The 26259-nt window shown below is 63.8% G+C and carries 2 protein-coding genes (1 of these 2 only partly in view); both read left to right on the top strand.

Translation table 11 applies throughout. The features are described 5' to 3' along the window. Positions 1 to 13087, top strand: the end of a protein-coding gene (locus M1D99_RS17780; RefSeq protein WP_458130529.1) for a non-ribosomal peptide synthase/polyketide synthase. 16034 nt of this gene lie to the left of the window's left edge; only the last 13087 of its 29121 coding nucleotides appear in the window; its start codon lies off the left edge, out of view; it ends in the stop codon at positions 13085 to 13087. Further along, positions 13084 to 26259: an amino acid adenylation domain-containing protein gene (locus M1D99_RS17775; RefSeq protein ID WP_458130528.1), complete on the top strand. Its 13176-nt coding sequence runs from the start codon at positions 13084 to 13086 to the stop codon at positions 26257 to 26259. The genes M1D99_RS17780 and M1D99_RS17775 overlap by 4 nt, the downstream gene beginning before the upstream one ends.

Here is a 26259-nt window from a genome sequence, read left to right as displayed (position 1 = left end):
CGAACTGGGCGGGCATTCCCTACTGGCCGTCAGCCTGATCGAGCGGATGCGCCAGGCCGGGCTGAGCGCCGACGTGCGCGTACTATTCGGCCAACCCACCCTCGCGGCGTTGGCCGCAGCAGTGGGCAGGGGCCGCGAAGTCGTCGTGCCGGCCAACCGGATCCCGCGCGACTGCGCGACGATCACCCCCGATATGCTGCCACTGGTTATCCTTGACCAGGAAACCATCGACCGCATCGTGTCGACGGTACCGGGTGGTGTGCGCAATGTGCAGGATATCTATCCGCTGGCACCGTCGCAGGAAGGCATCCTCTATCACCACCTTTCAGCCGAACAGGGCGATCCCTATGTGTTGCAGGCTCGGTTTGCCTTGCAGGGCAGGCAGCGTCTCGACGATTTCGTCCAGGCCCTGCAAGGTGTCATCGACCGCCATGACATCCTGCGTACCGCCATGCTGTGGCAAGGCCTCGACGCGCCTCTGCAAGTGGTCTGGCGTGAAGCCCGGCTGGGGCTGGAGGAACTCGTCCTGGATCCGCAAGCCGGGGATATCATTCAGCAGCTACATAGCCGTTTTGACGCCAGGCGCTATGCCCTGGACATTACCCAGGCGCCGCTGATCCGTCTGGCATTTGCAGAGGACAAACCCAACCAGCGCTGGGTCGCGATGCTGCTGTTTCACCACATGGCCCTCGATCACACGGCGCTGGAAGTGGTGCGAAACGAAATGCAGGCGAACCTGCTGGGCCAGGCCGATCAGTTGGGCGAGGCGGTGCCGTATCGCAACTATGTGGCCCAAGCCTGCCTGGGCGTCAGCCGTGAAGAGCACGAGGCGTTTTTCCGCGATATGCTCGGTGACATCGACGAGCCGACGCTGCCGTTCGGCTTGCAGGATGTCCAGGGTGATGGCTCTGATATCGAGGAAGCCAGGCTGGTTCTCGACAGCGGTCTGAGCCGTCGCCTGCGTCGCCTGGCGCGTCAGTCGGGCGTGGGCGCTGCCAGCTTGCACCATTTGGCTTGGGCTCAGGTGTTGGGGCGTGTCTCGGGTAAGAACGATGTGGTGTTTGGTACGGTGCTGATGGGCCGGATGCAGGGCGGCGAAGGTGCCGACCATGCCTTGGGCATGTTCATCAACACCTTGCCGCTGCGCGTCGCTGTCGATGACCGGGACGTCAAGGCCGGCTTGAAGGCGGTCCACGGGCGATTGAGCGCTTTGCTGGGGCATGAGCATGCCTCGTTGGCATTGGCCCAGCGCTGCAGCGCGGTCAGTGCACCCACACCCTTGTTCAGTGCCTTGTTGAACTACCGTCACTCCAGCGAACAGCCCGGTGCGGAAGATGCCCTGTCGGCTTGGCAGGGCATCGAGACCCTGGGCAGCGAAGAGCGCACCAATTACCCGCTGACGCTGTCGGTAGACGATTTGGGTGAAGATTTCGCCCTGACCGTTCTTGCCGTCGCCGGCGTTGGCGCCGGGCGGGTCTGCGACTACATGAATGCCGCGCTGCAAAGCCTTGCCACGGCATTGGAATCCAGCTACGCATCACCACTGTACAGTCTGGATATATTGTCGTCAGCCGAGCGCCAGCAACTGCTGACAGGCTTCAACACGACCACTTGCGACTATCCGCGCGATAGCACCGTTCACGCCGTGTTCCAGGCGCAGGTCCTCGCCCGTCCAGATGCCACGGCCGCGGTACAGGGCGCGCAAGGCCTGACTTACCGCGAACTCAATGCCAGGGCGAACCGCCTGGCTCATCATTTGATCGAACTGGGCGTACAACCGGGTCAGCATGTGGCGATCCTGTTGGAGCGTTCGCTTGACCTGCTGGTCAGCCAGTTGGCTGTCCTCAAGTGCGCGGCGGTCTATGTGCCACTGGACATCAACGCGCCAACGGAACGTCAGCAGTTTATGGTGCGCGACAGCGGCGCGGGCGTGGTACTGACCGTCAGTGGCAAAGCGCTGGAGCCTGGCACTCGGCGTGTGGACTTGGACAGGGTCGCCCTCGACAGCCTGCCAGCCCATGACCCGCAACTGCCACAGTCGAGCGAAATGCCGGCCTACATCATGTACACCTCTGGCTCCACCGGCACGCCGAAAGGCGTGCTGGTGCCACACCGGGCGATCAATCGGTTGGTGATCAACAACGGCTATGCCGATTTCAACGCCCGGGACCGGGTCGCCTTCGCCTCCAACCCGGCCTTCGACGCCAGTACCCTGGATGTCTGGGCGCCGTTGCTCAACGGCGGTTGCGTGGTGGTGGTCGAGCAGGAGGTGTTGCTGTCCCAGGAACGTTTTGCCGCGCTATTGGCCGAGCAGTCGGTCAGCGTGTTGTGGATGACGGCCGGTCTGTTCCATCAATACGCTTCGGGACTGACGGATGTTTTCCGGGAATTGCGCTATCTGATCGTAGGTGGCGATGTACTCGACCCGGCGGTCATCGATCATGTCCTGAAAGAAGGGGCACCGGCTCATCTGCTCAATGGCTACGGCCCGACGGAAGCCACGACGTTCTCCACCACCCACGAAATCAAGACCGTGGGCGCGGGCAGCATCCCGATCGGTCGGCCGCTCGGCAACACCCGGGTCTACATATTGGATGCATACCAGCAGCCAGTGCCCATCGGCGTGGCGGGCGAGTTGTACATTGGTGGCGATGGCATCGCAAAAGGTTATCTGAACCGCCCCGAACTGACCGTTGAGAAGTTCGTCGCCGATCCGTTCAGTGCCGATCCGGATGCCTTGCTGTACCGCACCGGCGACCTGGCGCGCTGGTTGCCGGAGGGTACGGTCGAGTACCTGGGGCGTAACGACGACCAGGTGAAGATCCGTGGTTTCCGCATCGAGCCGGGCGAAATCGAAGCCAGGCTCGCCAAGCATGACGACGTCAAGGATGCTGTGGTCCTGGTGCGCGAAGACGTCCCGGGCGAGAAGACCCTGGTGGCATACTTCACGCTGCGCGAGCAGAGCGAGGCTACGGATATCCAGGCCCTGCGCGCGCATCTGCAAGCGCAGTTGCCGGACTACATGGTCCCGGCGGCTTATGTGCGCCTTGATGTATTGCCGTTGACCGCGAACGGCAAAGTGGATCGCAAGGTACTGCCTGCACCGGATGTGCATGCGCTCGTTACCCGCGACTATGAAGCCCCGCAAGGCGAAGTCGAAGCGACGCTGGCGTTGCTGTGGGCGGAGCTGCTCGATGTGGAGCGGGTCGGTCGCCACGATCACTTCTTCGAACTGGGCGGCCATTCGCTGTTGGCGGTCAAGCTGATCGAGAAGATGCGTCAGCTCGGCTTGAGCGCCGATGTGCGGGTGCTGTTCAGCCAGCCGACCCTCGCGGCGCTGGCCGCGGCGGTGGGCGGCGGGAGCGAGGTGCACGTCCCGGCGAACCTGATTGTCGCGGGCTGCGCACGGATCACCCCGGCCATGTTGCCATTGATGGATCTCGATCAGGAGGCGATTGACCGGATCGTGGCAACGGTACCGGGCGGCGTTGGCAACGTGCAGGACATCTATCCGCTGGCGCCATTGCAGGAAGGCATTCTCTATCATCACTTGGTCGCCGGGCAGGGCGATCCCTATGTCTTGCAGGCGTCGTTCGAGTTGCAGAGTCGAGAGCGGCTGACGGCGTTCGTGGACGCCTTGCAACACGTCATCGACCGGCATGACATCTTGCGCACCAGCGTGGTGTGGCAAGGCTTCGACTCGCCGATACAAGTGGTGTGGCGCGAGGCGAAACTGCACCTGGAGGAGGTCGCCCTTGACGGCGCCGCAGGCGATGTCGCCGCCTGGTTGCAGAGCCGTTTCGACCCGCGGCATTACCGCCTGGATATCACTCAGGCGCCGATGATGCGGCTGGCCTTCGCCGAAGATGCGTCCAACCAGCGCTGGGTGGCGGTGCTGTTGTTTCACCATATGGCGCTGGATCACACCGCCATGGAGGTGGTGCAGCACGAAATGCAGGCACACCTGCTGGGTGAGGCGGATCAATTGGGTGCCGCGGTGCCGTATCGCAACTACGTGGCCCAGGCCCGGTTGGGAGCGGGCCAACAGGCGCACGAAGCGTTTTTCCGCGAGATGCTTGGCGACATGGATGAGCCAACACTGCCGTTCGGTTTGCAGGATGTGCAGGGCGATGGACGGGATATCGAACACGCCTCGCAACCGTTGGATGCGGCGTTGAGCTTGCGTCTGCGAGCCCTGGCGCGTCAGCTCGGCGTGAGTGCCGCGAGCCTGGTGCACCTGGCCTGGGCGCAGGTGTTGGGCAAGGTGTCCGGCAAGCAGGACGTGGTGTTCGGCACGGTACTGATGGGCCGGATGCAGGGTGGTGATGGTGCTGACCGGGCACTGGGCATGTTCATCAACACCTTGCCTCTGCGCGTTGATGTGGGTGAGCAAACGGTACGCACGGGAGTGAAAACAACCCACGCACGGTTGACCGCATTGTTGGGGCATGAACATGCACCGCTGGTGCTGGCACAACGCTGCAGTGGCGTGGAGGCTCCCCTGCCGCTATTCAGTGGGCTGTTGAACTACCGCCATAGCGTTGTGGCCGACTCATCGGCGCAGTATCAAGCCGCATGGTCCGGTATCGAGGGGCTTGGTGGCGAAGAGCGCACCAACTACCCGCTGACATTGAACGTCGATGACTTGGGCGAAGGTTTTACCTTGTCTGTGTTGGTGACATCACCGGTCGGCGCGCAACGGGTGTGCGCCTATATGCACACGGCGTTGGAAAGTCTGGCGGATGCGTTGGAACAGGCGCCTGACTCGGCATTGCGTGAGCTGTCGATTGTGCCGGCAGCGGAGCGCGAACAACTGCTGGTGGCGTTCAACGCCACCGAGGCCGACTATCCGCGGCAGCAAACGATCCATGGGTTGTTCGAGGCGCAGGTGCAGCGTACGCCGGATGCGGTGGCGGTGATTCGCGGCGAGCAGCGCCTGACTTATCACGAGTTGAACGAGCGGGCTAACCGCCTGGCCCATTACCTGCGCAAGCAGGGTGTACAACCGGATTCGCGAGTGGCGATCTGCGTCGAGCGCGGTATCGACATGGTTGTTGGCTTGCTGGCAATTCTCAAGGCCGGCGGCGGTTATGTGCCGCTGGATCCGGCGTATCCGCTGGATCGGATTGCCTACATGCTGGAAGACAGTGCCCCGGCGGCGGTGTTGGCGCAGGCTGCAACGGTCGGGTTATTGGCCGGTGCTTCGATGCCAGTGATCGATTTGGACAGCGAGCTGTGGCAGGACGAGTCCGCCCGGAATCCGGAGGTCGCTGAGCTGACGTCCTCGCACCTGGCCTATGTCATCTACACCTCGGGTTCGACTGGCCTGCCTAAAGGCGTGATGATCGAACACCGCAACACGGTGAACTTCCTGACTTGGGCCCATCGTTCGTTCGATTCGCAGACCTTGGCTAAAACCCTGTTCTCGACTTCGCTGAACTTCGACCTGGCGGTCTACGAGTGCTTCGCGCCGCTGACCTCCGGCGGCTGCATCGACGTGGTCACTAATGTGCTGGAACTGCAACAGGGCGAACACGACATCACCCTGATCAACACCGTGCCGTCTGCCCTCAAGGCCTTGTTGGAATCCGGAGGGCTGGGCGAGGGCGTCGACACGGTGAACGTCGCCGGTGAAGCGCTCAAGCGCAGCCTGGTGGAAGCGTTGTTCGAGCAGACCCAGGTCAAGCGCCTGTGCAACCTCTACGGCCCTTCGGAAACCACGACGTATTCGAGTTGGGTGTCGATGGCCCGCGAAGACGGCTTTGCCGCGCATATTGGCAAACCGGTGGCGAACACCCAGTTCTATCTGTTGGATGAACACAAACAACCGGTACCACTGGGCGTGCCGGGGGAGATCTACATCGGTGGGGCAGGCGTAGCCCGTGGGTATCTCAATCGGGATGACCTCACCGCCGAACGTTTCCTCAGGGACCCGTTCAGCACCACGCCAAATGCCCGCATGTACAAGACGGGCGACTTGGGCCGGTACCTGTCGGATGGCAACATCGAATACCTGGGCCGCAACGACGATCAGGTCAAGATTCGTGGTTTCCGCATCGAACTGGGGGAGATCGAAGCCAAGCTCGCCCAGGCGCCAAACATCAAGGAAACCGTGGTCCTGGCCCGTGAAGACGTGCCGGGTGACAAGCGCCTGGTCGCCTATTTCACCCAGAATTCACCAATCGACATCGAAGCCCTGCGCACGCATCTGCAAGCGCAGTTACCGGCCTACATGGTGCCCGCTGCCTATGTTCGCCTCGACGCACTGCCGCTGACACCGAACGGCAAACTTGATCGCAAGGCCCTGCCGACACCAGACCTCGACGCGCTGATCACCCGTGGCTACGAAGCGCCGCAAGGCGAAATCGAAACCACTCTGGCACAAGTCTGGTCTGAGCTGCTCAAGGTTGAACGCGTCGGGCGTCATGACCACTTTTTCGAACTGGGCGGGCATTCGCTGTTGGCCGTGACGCTGATCGAGCGGATGCGTCAGGCCGGATTGAGTGCCGATGTGCGTGCGTTGTTCAGTCAACCCACCCTGGCCGCGCTGGCGGCAGCCGTCGGCGGTGGTCATGAGGTAAGTGTTCCGCAGAACCGGATTCCCTCGTGCTGCGAACACATCACCCCGGCCATGCTGCCATTGGTCACGCTGGACCAGGAAACCATCGACCGGATCGTGTCGACGGTACCGGGTGGGGTGCGCAACGTGCAGGACATTTATCCGCTGGCACCGTTGCAGGAGGGCATCCTTTACCATCACCTCTCGTCTGAACAGGGCGATCCTTATGTGCTGCAAACGCAGTTCGCTTTCGACAGTCGCGAGCGCCTCGATGATTTTACCCAGGCCTTGCAAGGCGTGATCGACCGCCACGACATCCTGAGAACGTCCATGGCCTGGGAAGGACTGGATGAGCCGGTGCAAGTGGTCTGGCGTGAGGCCGTGCTGGGTATCGAGCAAATGCGTCTGCGGCCCGAAGACGGTGACATCGCTCACCAACTGCAGGCGCGCTTTGACGCCCGGCATCATCGCCTGGATATCCGCCAGGCGCCGCTGATGTGCATCCGCTTTGCGCAAGATGCAGTCAACCAGCGTTGGGTGGCCACCCTGTTGTTCCACCACATGGCGCTCGATCACACGGCGCTGGAGGTGGTGCGACACGAGATGCAGGCCTATTTGCTGGGACAGGCCGACCAGTTGGGCGCCGCGGTGCCGTATCGCAACTATGTGGCCCAGGCGCGCCTGGGGGTCGGCGCGCAGGAGCACGAAGGGTTCTTCCGCGAGATGCTTGGCGACGTCGATGTGCCGACGCTGCCATTCGGCTTGACGCAGGTCCAGGGCGACGGGCGCGACATCGAGGAAGTCTCGGCGCCGGTCGATGAGGACCTGAGCCTGCGTCTACGGGCTCAGGCTCGCCAACTGGGCGTGGGTGCCGCGAGCCTGATCCATCTGGCCTGGGCCAGGGTCCTGGCAGTGGCTTCGGGCCAGGAAAACGTGGTCTTCGGTACGGTGCTGATGGGGCGGATGCAGGGCGGTGAGGGTGCTGACCGGGCCTTGGGCATGTTCATCAACACCTTGCCGATCTGCGTGCCGGTGAATGGGCAAAGCGTGCGGGACGCGGTGAAGACCACCCACGCGCGCCTGACCGGGCTGCTGGGGCATGAGCATGCTTCCCTCGCCTTGGCCCAACGCTGCAGCGACGTGGCCTCGCCAGCGCCGCTGTTCAGCGCGTTGCTGAATTTCCGTCACAGTTCATTGCAGGTGACCGATGAGGGCCTGTCGGCCTGGAACGGCATGCAAATATTGTCCAGCGAGGAACGCACCAACTATCCGCTGACGTTGAACGTCGATGACCTGGGTGAAGGCTTCAGCCTGACGGTGCAGGTCGAGTCCCGGGTCGGTGCGCAACGTATCTGTGATTATGTGCAGGTGGCCCTGCAGCGCCTGGTCGATAGCTTGGAACATGCGCCGCAAACGGCGGTGCGCAACCTCACGGTGCTGCCGTCGGCCGAACGCACGCAACTGCTGGAAACCTGGAATGCGCCAGAAGCGACGTATGCCCATGACGCGCTGATCCATCGCCAGTTCGAGGCCCAGGTCGCGACGCAACCCGACGCGGTGGCAGTGGTGTTCGAGGATCAGGCACTGACCTACGGCGAACTCAACGCCCAGGCCAACCAACTCGCCCATCGCCTGCTGTCGCTGGGCGTTAACCCGGATGACCGGGTGGCGATCTGTGTCGAACGTGGCCTGGACATGATTGTCGGCCTGTTGGGCATCTTGAAGGCGGGCGCTGGCTACGTACCGCTGGATCCGGCTTCTCCGGCGGAACGTATCGCCTACATGCTCGAGGACAGTTCCCCCGTGGCCATCGTGGTGCATGCCGCCACCCATGGGCTGCTGGCCGAAGAGTCCGTACGGGTGATCGAACTCGATAGCCCGACGTTGCGCAGCCAGTCCACCGTCAACCCGCAAGTGCCGGGCCTGACGTCGTCGCAGTTGGCCTACGTGATCTACACCTCGGGTTCGACCGGGTTGCCCAAGGGCGTGATGGTCGAGCACCGCAACGTCGCCCGGCTGTTCTCGGCGACCCAGCCCTGGTTCGATTTTGGTCCGCAAGACGTCTGGGCGTTGTTCCATTCCTTTGCGTTCGATTTCTCGGTCTGGGAAATCTGGGGCGCGTTGACCCATGGTGGCCGCTTGCTGGTGGTGCCGCAACTGGTCAGCCGTTCTCCGCAAGAGTGCTATGCGCTGTTGTGCGAGGCCGGGGTCACTGTCCTCAACCAGACGCCAAGTGCTTTCCGCCAATTGATTGCCGCGCAAGGCGAGAGCGATCTGCGCCACAGCCTGCGCCAGGTGATCTTTGGCGGGGAAGCATTGGAAACCGGGATGCTCAAGCCTTGGTTCGGCCGTGCAGCCAATGCCGGGACGCAACTGGTGAACATGTACGGCATCACCGAAACGACGGTGCACGTGACCTATCGCCCCCTGGAAGCGGCCGACGCGCAGTTGGCGGGTGTCAGTCCGATCGGCAAGCGTATTCCCGACCTGCAACTGTACGTGCTCGATGCCCGGCGCGAGCCGGTACCGGTGGGGGTGGTGGGTGAGATGTATGTGGGGGGGGCGGGCGTGGCGCGGGGTTACCTGAACCGTCCCGAATTGACCCGGGAACGCTTTATCGACGACACCTTCAGCGGGTGCGAAGGCGCGCGCCTGTACCGGACCGGCGACCTCGGCCGCTGGTTGGCGGACGGCAGCGTCGAGTACCTGGGCCGCAACGACGACCAGGTGAAGATCCGCGGTTTCCGTATCGAACTGGGCGAGATCGAAGCGACCCTGGCGGCCTGCGAGGGCGTCAGCGACGCGGTGGTCATCGCTCGCGAGGACGAACCGGGCGACAAGCGTCTGGTGGCCTATGTGATCGCTGCCAACGGTGCATCGCTATCGGCTGCCGACCTGCGTGCTCAATTGCTGGGGTCGCTGGCGGAGTACATGGTACCGGGCGCGTTCGTGGTCCTTGGCGCGTTCCCGCTGACCACCAACGGCAAGCTCGACCGCAAGGCGCTGCCGGTACCGGATCAGTCGTCGGTGGCGACTCGCGAATACGAAGCCCCGCAAGGCGAGGCCGAGACCGTCATCGCCGCGATCTGGCAAGACTTGCTGGACCTTGAGCAAGTCGGTCGTCACGACAACTTCTTCGAACTGGGCGGTCACTCGCTGCTGGCGGTGAAACTGATCGAACGCATGCGTCACGCTGGTTTGAGCGCCGACGTGAGGGTGCTGTTCGGCCAGCCGACGCTCGCGGCGCTGGCCGCTGCGGTCGGTGGGTATTCGGAAGTCGTGGTACCGGCCAATGGCATCCCGGATGGCTGCACGCGGATTACCCCGGACATGCTGCCATTGGCTGAGCTGGACCAATGGGCAATCGATGGGATCGTTTCGAAGGTGCCGGGCGGCGTGGCCAACGTGCAGGATATTTATGCACTGGCGCCGTTGCAGGAGGGAATTCTTTACCATCACCTCGCGGCGGCCAAAGGCGATCCCTATCTGCAATATATGATGTTCGCGTTCGACAGCTTCACACGCCTGGAGTCTTTCACCCAGGCGTTGCAATCCGTTGTCGCCCGCCATGACATTTTGCGCACGGGCGTGCTCTGGGAAGGCCTGGCCGAGCCCATGCAGGTGGTCTGGCGTGAAGCCCGGCTGGCAGTCGAGGCGGTGACGCTGGACCCGGCGGCCGGCGATATCGCCACGCAGCTGCATGAGTGTTTCGACCCCCGGCACTATCGCCTGGACATCCGCCAGGCACCGCTGATGCGGGTCGCTTATGCGCAAGATGCGGCGAACCAGCGTTGGGTGGGCATGCTGCTGTTCCATCACTTGGTGGACGACGCCACGTCGCTGGCGGCACTGTCGGCGGAGATCGAAGCGCACATGCTGGGCCAGGCACAACGCTTGCCGGCCTCGGTGCCGTACCGCAACTACGTGGCCCAGGCCCGGTTGGGGGTGAGTCGTGAGGCCCACGAACAGTTTTTCCGCGACATGCTCGGCGACATTGACGAGCCGACGCTGCCGTTCGGCTTGCAGGATGTGCAGGGCGATGGCAGCGGCATCGAGGAGGTTCGCCAGGACGTCGATGCTGAGCTCAGCCTTCGGCTGCGGGCCCAGGCCCGTCAGCTCGGCGTGAGCACGGCAAGCCTGTATCACTTGGTCTGGGCTCAGGTGCTGGGCAAGGTGTCGGGCAAGGACGACGTGGTGTTCGGCACCGTGCTGGTTGGCCGGATGCAAGGCGGCGAGGGCGCCGACCGCGCATTGGGGATGTTCATCAATACCTTGCCGTTGCGGGTGAGTGTGGGGCAAACCGCGGTCGGTGCCGGCGTGAAAGCGACCCATGCACGCCTGACCGCGTTGCTCGGCCACGAACATGCCTCGCTGGTGCTGGCGCAACGCTGCAGCGGTGTGGAGTCGCCAACGCCATTGTTCAGTGCCTTGCTCAACTATCGCCACACCGCCGCGCTGAACTCAAGCGAGGCGCTGTCGGCCTGGGACGGTATACAGCTGCTCAGCGGCGAAGAACGCACAAACTATCCGCTGACGCTGTCGGTGGACGACCAGGGCGAGGCGTTCAGCTTCAGCATTATGACCCCTGCGCGCATTGGTGCGCAGCGCCTTTGCGGCTATGTTCGACAGGCTCTGGAAAATCTGGTCCGGATGCTTGAGCAGACGCCTGACGCTCCGCTGCATCAGCTGTCGATACTGCCACCCGGCGAGCGGCAAAAACTGCTGGCCGAGTTCAATACCGACGACACCGATGACCTGCGGGAGCAGACTATCCTCGGCCTCTTCGAAGCCCAGGTTCAACGCACACCGGACGCCGTGGCGGTGCTGGACGGCGGACAACCGCTGAGCTATCGCCAGTTGAATGCGCGAGCCAATCGGCTGGCGCATTATCTGCGCAAGCAAGGTGTGCAACCGGATTCGCGCGTGGCCATCTGCGTCTGGCGCAGTGCCGAGATGGTGATCGGGCTGCTGGCGGTCCTCAAGGCCGGTGGCGGTTATGTGCCGCTGGACCCGGCTTACCCGGCGGACCGCCTTGCCTACATGCTGGCCGACAGCGAGCCGGCTGCGGTATTGGTCCAGGCGGGCACCCGAGGGCTGTTGGCCAACGTCCAGGTGCCATTGATCGACCTGGATGGCGGTCCATGGCAAGACGAGCCGGAGCACACCCCGGATATCACGGGCCTGACCCCGGCCCACCTGGCCTACGTGATCTACACCTCCGGCTCCACCGGACTGCCCAAGGGCGTGATGGTCGAGCATCGCGGCCTGCGCAACCTGTTGGACTGGTACCTCTACGACGTGACGTTCCATGCCGGCGACGCGGTGTTGCTCGCGTCCTCCTATAGCTTCGACCTGACCCAGAAAAACATCCTGGCGCCGCTGATGGTCGGTGCCACGCTGCACCTGGCCGAAGAACCCTTCAACCCCGGCGCCATCGTTGCCCAGATCGTCGAGGCCGGCATCACTCTCCTGTGCATGTCCCCCAGCGCCTTCCATGCGCTGGTGGACGCCGATCATCAGCAGGCCCTGGCCTGCCTGAAGCGAGTGGTGTTGGGCGGCGAGCCGATCCAGCTCGCCATGCTGGAAAAACTCCCACTGCCAAGGCCCGCGATCATCAACAGCTACGGACCGACCGAGTGCAGCGACATCGTCGCCTGGCACACGGTGGACAGCGACCTGGAAACCTACCGCCATCAGTCGATTCCCATCGGCCGGCCGATCCGCCACATGCAATTGCATGTGCTCGACAGCCACGGGCAATTGTTGCCGGTGGGCGTTCCGGGCGAGATTCACATCGGCGGCGTGGGGGTGGCCCGCGGTTACCTCAACCTGCCGCAACTCAGCGCCGAACGCTTCATTGCCGACCCGTTCTACGGCAAAAGTGATGCGCGGCTGTACAAGACTGGCGACATCGGTCGCTGGCTGCCTGACGGCACGTTGCAGTACCTGGGGCGTAACGACGATCAGGTAAAGATCCGCGGTTTCCGTATAGAACTGGGGGAGATCGAAGCCCGGCTCGCCCGGCACGAGGCGGTGAAGAAGGCCGCGGTGCTGGCCCGTGAAGACGCACCCGGGGAAAAACGCCTGGTGGCCTATTTCACCCAATATCCGTCAGACGATGTGCTGGACATCGAGGCGCTGCGTGCCTACCTGCAAGCTCACTTGCCGGCCTTCATGGTGCCGGCGGCCTATGTACGCCTCGACGCCATGCCGCTGACACCCAACGGCAAGCTCAATCGCAAGGTGCTGCCGGCACCGGCCCTGGAGGCGTTCATCACCCGAGGCTACGAAGCCCCCATCGGCGAAACCGAAATCACACTGGCCCAACTGTGGGCTGAAGTCCTCAACGTGGAACGCGTTGGCCGTCACGATCATTTCTTTGAACTGGGCGGGCATTCCTTGCTCGCCGTCAGCCTGATGGAGCGGATGCGCCAGGAAGGCATGGAAGCGGATGTGCGGGCGTTGTTCGAGCAGCCCACGCTCTCGGAATACGCGGCAACGACAGAAAAAATGGAGATTGTCCTGTGAGTGTGATCGAACTGTTGGCGACACTAAAAGAAAAAGACGTACAGCTTTCGGTCAAGGGCGATCAGCTCGTGGTACGCGGCCGTAAACAGTCCCTGGGCGAGCCGGCGGTGCTGGCCTTGCTGCGTGAGCACAAAGCCGCGCTGATCGAGTTGATCCAGGCCGGGCAATACGATGACAGCAAGGCTGGCGAAGTCGACATCCCAGCCAACGCCATCCCCGTCGGCTGTGGGCAGATCACGCCGGACATGCTGCCACTGGTGACCCTCGACCAGCCGGCCATCGACCGCATCGTGGCCACCGTGCCGGGCGGCGCGGCCAATGTGCAGGACATCTACCCGCTGGCGCCGTTGCAGGAGGGGATTCTTTATCACCACCTGACCGCCACCCAGGGCGATCCCTATGTGTTGCAGGCACACTTCAGCATCGCCCGGCAGGAGCGCCTGACGGATTTTGTCGACGCCTTGCAAAGCGTGATCGACCGCCACGACATCCTGCGCACCGCCATCGTCCGCGAGGGGTTGCAAGAGGCGGTGCAGGTGGTCTGGCGCGAGGCCCGGCTGGGGGTCAAGGACATCAGCGCCGACCTCGCCGAGGGCGACGTCATGGCGCAATTGCAGGCACGCTTCGATCCTCGTCACTATCGCCTGGACATCAGCCAGGCACCGCTGTTGCTGCTGGTGGTCGCCGAGGACCCGGCCAACCAGCGCTGGGCCGCCATGCTGCTGTTCCATCACATGGCCCTTGACCACGCGGCCCTGGCGGTTGTGCAGAGTGAAATGCAAGCCTACCTGATGGGGCAGGCCGGGCAATTGCAGCCCGCCGCGCCTTACCGCGACTATGTCGTTCGGACCCGCCAGGCCGGCCAGCGCCAGGCTGACGAGAGGTTCTTCCGCGAGATGCTGGGTGACGTCGAGGAGCCGACCCTGCCCTTTGGCCAACAGGATGTGCTGGGCGACGGCAGTGCCATCGAAGAAAGTCATCTGACCCTGGCACCAGACCTCAGTTGCCGGCTGCGCGCGCAGGCACGTCAGCTCGGCGTGAGCGCGGCGAGCATTTTTCACCTGGCCTGGGCACAGGTGCTCGGCGGCGTCTCGGGTCGTGAGGACGTCGTGTTCGGCACGGTGATGCTCGGCCGCATGCAGGCCGGCGAAAGCATGACCCGGGCCCTGGGCATGTTTATCAACACCTTGCCGTTGCGCGTGGGGGTAGGTGCACAGAACGTGCGCGATGGGGTGAAAAGCGCCCACGCCAGGTTGAGCAGCCTGCTCAGTCACGAATACGCATCCCTGGCCCTGGCGCAACGTTGCAGCGGCGTGGCGGCACCGGCACCGCTGTTCAGCGCGTTGCTGAACTACCGCCACAGCGCCAGCAGCGCCCAAGCGCTCCCGGCCGAGGTCAGCCTGGCCTGGGACGGTATGCAAGCCCTGGGCGCGGAAGAACGCACCAACTATCCGCTGATTCTTTCGGTGGACGATTTTTCCGATGACTTCGCCTTGTCGGTGCAAGCCACTGCGTTGATTGGCGCGCAACGCATCGGCGACTACATGCAGGCCGCCGTTGAAAGCCTGGTTTGCGCCTTGGAGTCTGCGCCTGGCGCGAGGCTCAACAGCCTGTCGTTCCTGCCGGAATCGGAGCGCGAACGGGTGCTGGTGTCGTTCAATGACACCGACCGTGACTATCCGCGGCAACAATCGATTCATGCCTTGTTCGAGGCCCAGGCCGAGGCACGTCCGGACGCACCGGCAGCGGTGCAGGGTGGGCAAGTCCTGACTTACCGCGAACTGGACAGCAAGGCCGAGCGCTTGGCCAGGCATCTGCTCGACCTTGGCCTGCACGCGGGTCAAACCGTGGCGATCCTGCTGCCACGTTCGCTCGATCTACTGGTCAGCCAGTTGGCCGTCCTCAAGTGCGCGGCGGTGTACCTGCCGCTGGACGTCAACGCGCCCGCCGAGCGCCAGCAGTTCATGATCGAGGACAGCCACGCCGTGCTGGCCTTGACCCACAGCCGCGAAGCCTTGGCGCCGGGCATGCGTCGGGTGGACCTGGACAGTGTCGAGCTTCCCGAGCTGGCGGCCCATTGCCGCCAGCAACCGGCATCGAGCGAAGCGCCGGCCTACATCATGTACACCTCAGGGTCCACGGGGACGCCCAAAGGCGTGCTGGTGCCGCATCGGGCCATCAGCCGACTGGTGATCAATAACGGTTACGCCGATTTCAACGAGCAGGACCGGGTGGCCTTCGCCTCCAACCCGGCTTTCGACGCCAGCACCCTGGAAGTCTGGGCACCGTTGCTCAACGGCGGTTGCGTGGTGGTGGTCGACCAGGACGTGCTGTTGTCCCAGGAACGCTTGCACAGGCTGTTGCTCGAGCAAGCGGTGAATGTGTTGTGGATGACGGCGGGGCTGTTTCACCAATACGCCGACCGCCTGATGGACGTGTTCGCCCAGTTGCGCTACTTGATTGTCGGCGGCGACGTGCTGGATCCGGCGGTAATCGCCCGCGTCCTCAAAGAGGGCGCGCCGGCCCATTTGCTCAACGGCTACGGCCCGACGGAAGCGACGACGTTTTCGACCACCTATGAAATCAAGGCCGTCGGCGATGGCAGCGTCCCGATTGGCCGGCCCTTGGGCAACACCCGGGTCTACCTCCTCGATGCGCAACAGCGACCCGTGCCCCAAGGTGTGGCCGGCGAGCTCTACATCGGCGGCCTGGGGGTCGCCAACGGCTACTTGAACCGCCCGGACCTGACCGCCGAGAAGTTCCTCCTCGACCCGTTCAGCCAGGACGCCCAGGCGCTGATGTACCGCACCGGCGACCTCGGGCGCTTCCGGGAGGACGGCAATATCGAATACCTGGGCCGCAACGACGGCCAAGTGAAGATCCGTGGCTTCCGCATCGAACCGGGGGAGATTGAAGCCCGCCTGGCTCAATACGCTGCGGTGAAAGAGGCGACGGTGCTGGTGCGTGAAGACGTTCCCGGCGAAAAACGCCTGGTGGCCTATTTCACCTTGCATTCAACGGATGACCGCGCGGACATCGAAGCCCTGCGCGCGCACCTGCAAAGCCGCTTGCCGGACTACATGGTGCCGGCCGCCTACGTGCGCCTGGATGCCTTGCCGCTGACGCCCAACGGCAAGCTCGACCGCAAGGCCTTGCCGGCACCGGACCAGGCGTCGATCATCACCCGGGGCTACGAAGCCCCGGTAGGTGAAACCGAAATCACCCTGGCCCGACTGTGGCAGCAAGTCCTGAATGTCGAGCGGGTGGGGCGTCACGATCATTTCTTCGAGCTGGGCGGCCATTCCTTGCTCGCCGTCAACCTGATCGAGCAGATGCGCCAGGTCGGCTTGAGTGCCGATGTCCGCGTGCTGTTCGGCCAGCCGACCCTCGCGGCACTGGCCGCGGCGGTGGGGGGCGGCCATGAGATCGAGGTGCCGGCCAATGGCATCACTCCCGATTGTGCGCGGATCACCCCGGCCATGCTGCCGCTGGCGACATTGACCCAGGAGGCGATCGACCGGATCGTCGCTACGGTGCCGGGCGGGGCGCCCAACGTGCAGGACATCTACCCGCTGGCGCCGTTGCAGGAAGGTATCCTCTATCACCATGTCTCGGCGCAGCAGGGCGATCCCTACGTGCTGCAGGCGCTGTTCGCCTTCCAGGACGAGGCGCGCCTCGAGGCCTTTGCCCAGGCATTGCAAGGTGTCATCGATCGGCACGACATCCTGCGCACCTCGATCATGTGGGAGGGGTTGGAGCAACCGGTACAGGTGGTCTGGCGCAAGGCACTGTTGAGCGTCGAGCAACTGCAACTGGACGCGGCGGACGTCGATGCCGTGACCCAACTGCATGCCCGTTACGACTCCCGTCATCATCGCCTGGACATTCGCCAGGCGCCGCTGATGTGCCTGCGTTATGCCTATGACTCGACCAACCAGCGCTGGGTGGCGATGTTGCTGTTCCACCACATTGCCCTGGACCATACCGCGCTGGAGGTGGTGCAGCAGGAAATGCAGGCGCACCTGCTGGGCCAGGCCGGCCAATTGGCCGCTGCGCTGCCGTACCGCAACTATGTGGCCCAGGCGCGCCTGGGTGTCAGCGAGCAAGCGCACGAGGCGTTTTTCCGCGAGATGCTGGGTGATGTCGACGAGCCGACCCTGCCGCTGGGGTTGCAACAGGTGCAGGGTGACGGTCGCGGCATCGAGGAGGCCAAGCTGGAAGTGGACGCTGCCTTGAGCCATCGCTTGCGGGCCCAGGCGCGGCAGCTCGGGGTGAGTGCGGCCAGCCTGCACCATTTGGCTTGGGCGCAGGTACTGGGACGTTTGTCCGCGCGGGAGGACGTGGTGTTCGGCACGGTGCTGATGGGACGGATGCAGGCCGGCGAGGGCGCCGACCGGGTCCTGGGCATGTTCATCAACACCTTGCCGCTGCGGGTCAAGCTGGACGAGCAGGGCGCCCGCGCCGGGGTCAAGACTGCCCATGAACGGCTGACCGCCTTGCTCGGTCACGAACACGCTTCGCTGGCCCTGGCGCAACGGTGCAGCCGCGTGGCCGCACCGGCTCCGTTGTTCAGTGCGCTGCTGAACTACCGGCACAGCGCGACCGGCACCGTTTCAGCCGAGGCCGTAAGCGCCTGGCAGGGCATGGAAATCCTCAGCAACGAAGAGCGGACCAACTACCCGCTGACCCTGTCGGTGGACGACCTGGGCGACGGTTTCATGCTGAGTGCCCTGGTGTCGCAAGGCATCGGTGCGGCGCGCATTTGCGCCTACATGCACACGGCCCTGGAAAGCCTGGTGCAAGCCCTTGAGCAAGCACCCCAGACGCCCCTCAACCGCTTGGAGATCCTGCCGGAAAGCGAACGTAACCAACTGCTGGTGGACTTCAACGCCACCCAGCGCGCCTATCCCCACGAGCAGACGGTCCTGGCGCTGTTCGAAGCCCAGGCCGCGTACCTGCCGCAGGCGATTGCGGCGGTGCACGGGCAGCGGCAAGTGACTTACGCGGAGCTGAACGAGCGCGCCAACCGCCTGGCCCATCACCTGATCGGCCTCGGCGTGCAGCCGGATGACTGCGTGGCGATCCTGCTGCCACGCTCCATCGAGCTGCTGGCCAGTCAACTGGCGATCCTCAAGTGCGCGGCGGCCTATGTGCCGCTGGACCGTAACGCCTCCCTGGAGCGCCAAGGCTTCATGCTCGACGACTGCCAGGCCAAGTGCCTGCTGACGTTCAGTACCGAGACCGTGCCCGAGGACGTTTCGCGCATCGACCTGGACACGCTGGACCACGAGGGGCCGCTGCACAACCCGGCATTGGCGCAGTCCAGCGAATCGATTGCCTACATCATGTACACCTCGGGCTCCACCGGCACTCCGAAAGGCGTGCTGGTGCCGCACCGGGCGATCAACCGCCTGGTGATCAACAACGGTTACGCCGATTTCAACGCCAACGATCGCATTGCCTTCGCCTCCAACCCGGCGTTCGACGCCAGCACCATGGACGTCTGGGGCGCCTTGCTCAATGGCGGGCAAGTGGTGGTGATCGACCATGACACCCTGCTTGAACCTTCGAGGTTTGCCCAGGTGCTGGAGGATGCGGGCATCACCGTGCTGTTCGTGACCACGGCGATCTTCAACCGGTACGTGCAACTGATTCCCCGGGCTATCGGCGGCCTGCGCATCCTGTTGTGCGGCGGCGAACGGGCCGACGTGGCGTCGTTCCGGCGCTTGCTGGACCTGGCGCCGGACCTGCGCCTGGTGCACTGCTATGGCCCGACCGAAACCACCACCTACGCCACCACCCTTGAGGTGAAGGCCGTGGCGGCGGATGCCGAGTGCGTACCGATCGGCGGCCCCATTGGCAACACCCAGGTCTATGTGCTCGATGCACGCCAGCGGTTGGCGCCGTTGGGTGTCGTCGGCGAGATGTACATCGGCGGCAAAGGGGTGGCGAAGGGTTACCTGAACCGGCCGGACCTGACCGCGGAAAAATTCATCGCCGACCCGTTCAGCCATGAACCCGACGCGCTGCTGTATCGCACCGGCGACCTCGGCCGCTGGTTGCCCGAAGGCAGCCTGGAATGCCTGGGGCGCAACGACGACCAAGTGAAAATCCGCGGTTTCCGCATCGAACTGGGCGAGATCGAAGCCAAGCTGGTGGCTTGCGTGGGTGTGAAGGACGCGGTGGTACTGGTGCGGGCCGATGAATCGGGCGAGAAGCGCCTGGTGGCCTATGTCATCGCCCAGCCGCAGGTCGAGCTGAGCGTGGCCGGGTTGCGCGAGCAATTGTCCGCGACCCTGTCGGACTACATGGTGCCCGCGGCGTTCGTGGTGTTGCCGGCGTTCCCATTGACCCTCAACGGCAAGGTCGACCGCAAGGCGCTGCCGGCACCGGATGCCGAGGCCTACGCCAGCCAGGCCTACGAAGCGCCGCAGGGCGAGATCGAGCAGGTCTTGGCCGACCTGTGGGCCGAGCTGTTGAAAGTGGAACGGGTTGGTCGCTACGACAACTTCTTCGAATTGGGCGGGCATTCGCTGCTGGCGATGAGGCTGATCGAGCGCATGCGCCAGGCCGAACTGTCGGTGGATGTGCGGGTGCTGTTCAGTCAGCCAACGCTGCAGGCACTGGCCGCTGCGGTGGGCGGGCACCGGGACGTTGTGGTGCCGGCCTGCGCCATCGTCGAAGGCTGTGAGCGCATCACGCCGGCCATGTTGCCGCTGGCGGCGTTGAGCCAGGAGGCCATCGATCGGATCGTGGCGAGCGTGCCGGGAGGGGCGCGCAACGTGCAGGACATCTACCCGCTGGCGCCGCTGCAGGAAGGCATCCTGTATCACCATTTGACGGCAAAAATGGGCGATCCGTACGTGTTGCAAACGTTGTTCGGTTTTGACACTCAGGCCCGCCTGGATGACTTTGCCCAGGCTTTGCAGGGGGTGATCGACCGGCACGACATTCTCAGGACTTCGATGGTCTGGGAACACCTCGACGAACCGATGCAAGTGGTGTGGCGACAGGCTCGGCTCAGCGTAGACGAGTTGGACGCGGACCCGAGCGGCGGCGATGCCGTTGCCCGGCTGTATGAGCGTTTCGATGCCCGGCATTATCGGCTGGACGTGCGGAAGGCACCGATGTTGCGCCTGGCCATCGCCGAAGACGTCGCGAACCGGCGCTGGGTCGCCATGCTGCTGTTCCACCACATGGTCCTGGACCATACCGGCCTGGAAGTGCTTGAACGTGAAATGCAGGCGCAGTTGCTGGGCAAGGTGCATGAACTGGGAGAGTCGGTGCCTTATCGCAACTATGTGGCCCAGGCGCGCCTGGGTGTCGACCAACAGGCCCATGAAGCGTTTTTCCGCGAGATGCTCGGCGACATCGACGAGCCGACGCTGCCGTTCGGCCTGCGGGACGTGCAAGGCGATGGCACTGGCGTGGAAGAGGTGAAACTGACCGTGGAGGCGGGCCTGTGCCGTCGGCTTCGCGCCCAGGCCCGACAGTTGGGCGTCAGCGCGGCCAGCTTGATGCACTTGGCCTGGGCGCACGTCCTGGGCCGTGTCAGCGGTCGCGACGACGTGGTCTTCGGCACCGTGCTGTTGGGTCGCATGCAGGCCGGCGATGGGGCCGACCGGGCCTTGGGCATGTTCATCAACACCCTGCCATTGCGGGTGAGCCTGGCTGGGCAAGGCGTATACGCAGCGGTGAAGGCCACCCACAAGCGACTCACCGGCCTGCTGGGCCATGAGCATGCTCCGTTGGCACTGGCCCAGCGTTGCAGTGGCGTGGTTGCGCCAACACCCTTGTTCAGTTCGATGCTCAACTATCGTCATTGCGGGGTCGAGGTGACCGCGCAGGCGCTGACGGCGTGGCAAGGCATCGAGTCGATTGGCGGTGAAGAACGGACCAATTACCCCTTGGCGCTGGCCGTGGACGATGAAGGCGAGGGCTTCAGCCTGGTGGTGCAAGCGTTGGTGGGGACCGGCGCGCGACGTATCGGCGAATACGTGCAGACCACGCTCGAAAGCCTGGTCAGCGCACTGGAGCAGGCGCCGGATACGCCACTGCAGGCCCTCACGAGTCTGCCAGAGGCCGAACGTCAGCAGCTGTTGGAAATGTTCAATGCCACTGCGGTTGACTACCCGCAAGGCCTGACCTTGCACGGCCTGTTCGAGGCGCGGGTCGCGGCCTGCCCGGACGCGGTGGCGGTGGTGGCTGGCGAGGCGCAACTGAGCTACGCACAACTGAATGAGCGCGCCAACCAGATTGCCCATCGCCTGCTGGAACTGGGCGTTCGCCCGGATGACCGCGTGGCGATCTGTGCCGATCGTAGCTTGGACATGGTCGCGGGCCTGCTGGGCATTCTCAAGGCCGGCGCGGCGTATGTGCCGCTGGACCCGGATTATCCCCGCGAGCGCCTGGCCTACATGCTGGAAAACAGCGCGCCCATGGTGGTGCTGACCCAGCGCGCTTTGCAGGCGAGCCTACCGGCTACCCAGGCGCGGACCCTGCTGCTGGATGAGGCAAAAGGGTTCTCGACGCAGCCAACCGACAATCCGCAGGTCGAGGGCCTGCATGCCCATCATCTGGCCTATGTCATCTACACCTCGGGTTCGACCGGCCTGCCCAAGGGCGTGATGAACGAGCACGGCGCGGTGGTCAACCGGCTGCTGTGGATGCAGGACGAATACGCTTTGACCGCCACAGACGCGGTGTTGCAAAAGACCCCGTTCAGCTTCGACGTGTCGGTGTGGGAATTCTTCTGGCCGCTGTTCAGCGGTGCGCGGCTGGTGATGGCCCGTCCAGGCGGGCATCGCGACCCGGCGTACCTGCGCGAAGTGATCCAGGCCCAGGGCATCACCACGTTGCACTTCGTGCCGTCGATGCTGGACGTGTTCCTGGCCCATGGCGAGGCGGGTCAGTGCGAAGGCTTGGTGCGGGTGATGTGCAGTGGCGAGGCGTTGCCGGGGCACCTGGTGCGGCGCTTCAAGGCGCAACTGCCGCAGACCGGTCTGTACAACCTGTACGGCCCGACCGAAGCGGCGGTGGACGTGACGGCGTGGGACTGCACGGGGGTAGACACCCCGGACAGCACACCGATCGGCAAGCCGATTGCCAACACGCGGATCTACCTGCTCGACGCCCATCGACAACCGGTGCCCCTGGGTGTGGCCGGTGAGATTTACATCGGTGGCGTGCAGGTGGCGCGGGGTTACCTGAACCGTCCGGAGTTGACCGTCGAGCGTTTCCTGGGGGATCCGTTCAGCGACTTGGTGAATGCCCGGATGTACCGCACCGGTGACTTGGGTCGTTATCTGCCGGATGGCAACATCGACTACCTGGGGCGCAACGATGACCAGGTGAAGATCCGTGGTTTCCGCATCGAGTTGGGCGAGATCGAAGCGCGGCTGGCGCAACATGACGCGGTGAAGGAAACCGTGGTGCTGGCCCGTGAAGATGCATCGGGCGAAAAACGCTTGGTGGCTTATTTCACCACTCATTCGGTGGATGAGATGGCGGAAATCGAAACCCTGCGTACTCATCTATCAGAGCAACTGCCTGAGTACATGGTGCCAACCGCCTACATCCGGCTCGACGCACTGCCGCTGACCCCCAACGGCAAACTCGACCGCAAGGCGCTGCCGGCACCGGATCATTCGGCAGTGATTGTTCGTGAATACGAGGCGCCACAAGGCGAAGTGGAAGCCAGTATTGCCCGGATCTGGGAAGACCTGCTCCAGCTCGAACAGGTCGGTCGCCACGACAACTTCTTCGAACTGGGCGGTCACTCGTTATTGGCCGTGAAAATGATCGAACGCCTGCGCCAGGTCGAGCTGAGCGTCGATGTGCGGGTCTTGTTCGGCCAGCCGACGTTGGCCGCGTTGGCCGCCGCCGTCGGGGGTTATCGGGAAGTTGTCGTACCGGCCAACGGGATCCCGGCCGGTTGCACACGCATCACACCGGACATGCTGCCGCTGGCCGATCTGTCCCAGGCGGAGATCGAGCAGGTCGTCGCGGCGGTGCCGGGCGGCGTCAGTAACGTCCAAGACATTTATGCCTTGGCACCGCTGCAGGAAGGCATCCTCTATCACCATCTGGCTGCCGCCGAAGGCGACCCCTATCTGCAACAGGTGATATTCGGTTTCGACCAGTTCACGCGCCTGGAAGATTTCGCCCATGCGCTGCAAGCCGTCATTAACCGCCACGATATCCTGCGCACCGCCGTACTCTGGGAAGGCCTGCCCGAACCCATGCAGGTGGTCTGGCGAGACGCGCCACTGAGTGTCGAGTCGGTTGCGCTGGATCCGAGCCAGGGTGACATCGCCACGCAGTTGCACCAGCGTTTCGACCCGCGGTTCTATCGCCTGGACATTCGCCAGGCGCCAATGATGCGGCTCGTCCATGCGCAAGACCCGGCGAACCAACGTTGGGTGGGCATGCTGTTGTTTCACCACCTGGTGGACGACGTCACGTCACTGGCGGTGCTGTCGGCGGAAATCGAGGCGCACATGCTCGGTCAGGCGCAGCGGCTGTCGGCGTCGGTGCCGTACCGCAACTTCGTGGCCCAGGCTCGCTTGGGTGTGAGCCGTGAGGCGCACGAAACCTTTTTCCGCGAAATGCTCGGTGACATCGACGAGCCGACGCTGCCGTTCGATTTGCAGGATGTGCAAGGCGATGGCAGCGGCCTCGAAGAGGTGCGCCAGGACGTCGCGGCCGACCTCAGTCGTCGGCTGCGGGCCCAGGCACGTCTGCTTGGGGTGAGCGCGGCGAGTTTGTACCACCTGGTTTGGGCGCAAGTACTGGGCAAGATATCGGGCAAGGACGATGTGGTGTTCGGTACGGTGCTGGTGGGGCGGATGCAGGGCGGCGAGGGGGCCGACCGGGCGCTGGGGATGTTCATCAATACCCTGCCGTTGCGGGTCAGTGTCGGGCAAACCGGGGTTCGTGCGGGGGTGAAAGCAACCCATGCTCGCCTGACCGCGTTACTGGGCCATGAACACGCCGCATTGGCGCTGGCGCAACGCTGCAGCGGTGTGCAGGCGCCGACGCCGTTGTTCAGTGCCTTGCTCAACTATCGCCACACCGGCACCACAGTGTCGAGCGAGACCTTGTCGGCTTGGAACGGTATCCAGATCCTCGGTGGCGAGGAGCGGACCAATTACCCGCTGATGTTGTCGGTGGATGACCAGGGCGAAGGGTTCAGCTTTACCGTCATGACCCCGGCACGCATTGGTGCGCAACGGCTTTGTAATTATGTGCAACACACGCTGGAGAACCTGGTCGGCATGCTTGAGCAGCAGCCGGACTTGCTTTTGCAGCACTTGTCGATCCTGCCGGATTCGGAGCGCGAGCAACTGCTGGTGACATTTAACGCCACCGAGGCCGACTATCCGCGGCAGCAGACGATCCATGGGTTGTTCGAAGCGCAGGTCCAGCGTACGCCGGATGCCGTGGCGGTGGTTCGTGGCGAGCGGCGCCTGACTTATCGCGAGTTGAACGAACGGGCCAACCGCCTGGCCCATCACCTGCGCAAGCAGGGCGTGGAGCCGGATTCGCGGGTGGCGATCTGTGTCGAGCGTGGCATCGACATGGTGGTGGGACTGCTGGCGATCCTCAAGGCCGGCGGTGGTTATGTGCCGCTGGATCCGGCGTATCCGCTGGATCGGATTGCCTACATGTTGGAAGACAGCGCGCCAGCAGCGGTGTTGGCGCAGACGGCGACCCTTGAATTGCTGGCAGGCGCATCGATGCCAGTGGTCGATCTGGACAGCGGACTGTGGCAGGACGAATCCGTCCAGAATCCCAAGGTCGCCGAGCTGACCTCCTCGCACCTGGCCTATGTCATCTACACCTCGGGTTCGACCGGCCTGCCTAAAGGCGTGATGATCGAGCACCGCAACACGGTGAACTTCCTCACTTGGGCCCATCGTTCGTTCGATTCGGAAACCTTGGCTAAAACCCTGTTCTCGACTTCGCTGAACTTCGACCTGGCCGTCTACGAATGCTTCGCGCCGCTGACCTCCGGCGGCAGCATCGACGTGGTCACTAATGTGCTGGAACTGCAACAGGGCGAACACGACATCACCCTGATCAACACCGTGCCGTCAGCGCTCAAGGCGTTGCTGGAGTCCGGTGGTGTAGGCGACGGCATCGACACGGTGAACGTCGCCGGTGAGGCCTTGAAGCGAAGCCTGGTGGAGACCTTATTCGAACAGACCCAGGTCAAGCGCCTGTGCAACCTCTACGGCCCTTCGGAAACCACGACGTATTCGAGTTGGGTGTCGATGGCCCGCGAAGACGGCTTTGCCGCGCACATCGGCAAACCGGTGGCGAATACGCAGTTCTACCTGCTGGACGAACATAAACAACCGGTGCCACTGGGCGTGCCGGGTGAAATCTACATCGGCGGGGCCGGGGTCGCTCGCGGCTATCTGAACCGCGATGACCTGACGGCTGAACGCTTCCTGAAAGATCCGTTCAGCACGGCTCCAAACGCCCGCATATATCGTACTGGCGACCTGGGTCGCTACCTGCCGGACGGCAACATCGAATACCTGGGTCGCAACGACGACCAAGTCAAGATCCGTGGTTTCCGCATCGAGTTGGGTGAGATCGAAGCCAAGCTTGCCCGCCACGAAGCGCTGAAAGAAACCGTAGTCCTGGCCCGTGAAGACGCCCCGGGCGACAAGCGCCTGGTGGCCTATTTCACCCAGCACTCGCCGGACGAAGCCGTCGACATCGAAACCCTGCGCACGCACCTGCAAGCGCAGTTGCCAGCGTATATGGTGCCCGCCGCCTACGTGCGCCTGGATGCATTGCCCCTGACGCCGAACGGCAAGCTCGACCGCAAGGCGCTACCGGCCCCCGACAGCCATGCCTACACCACGCGTCTGTATGAAGCCCCGGTGGACGACATGGAGATCAAGCTCGCAGCGTTGTGGGCGGAGTTGCTCAAGGTCGAACGAGTGGGTCGGCATGACCACTTCTTCGAACTGGGTGGCCACTCGTTGCTCGCCGTGACGCTGATCGAACGCATGCGCCAGGACGGCATGGAGGCCGATATCCGTGTGCTGTTCGGCCAGCCCACCCTGGCCCTGGTGGCTGCCGCCGTGGGCGAGGTACGGCCTATCGAAGTACCGATGACGACAATTCCCGCGCTCACGCGCAAACGCAGTATCTGA

The organism is Pseudomonas sp. R3-41, from assembly GCF_054161485.1.
Note: the sequence above shows the minus strand (reverse complement) of the source record. Positions and strands in the feature narration are given on the sequence as shown.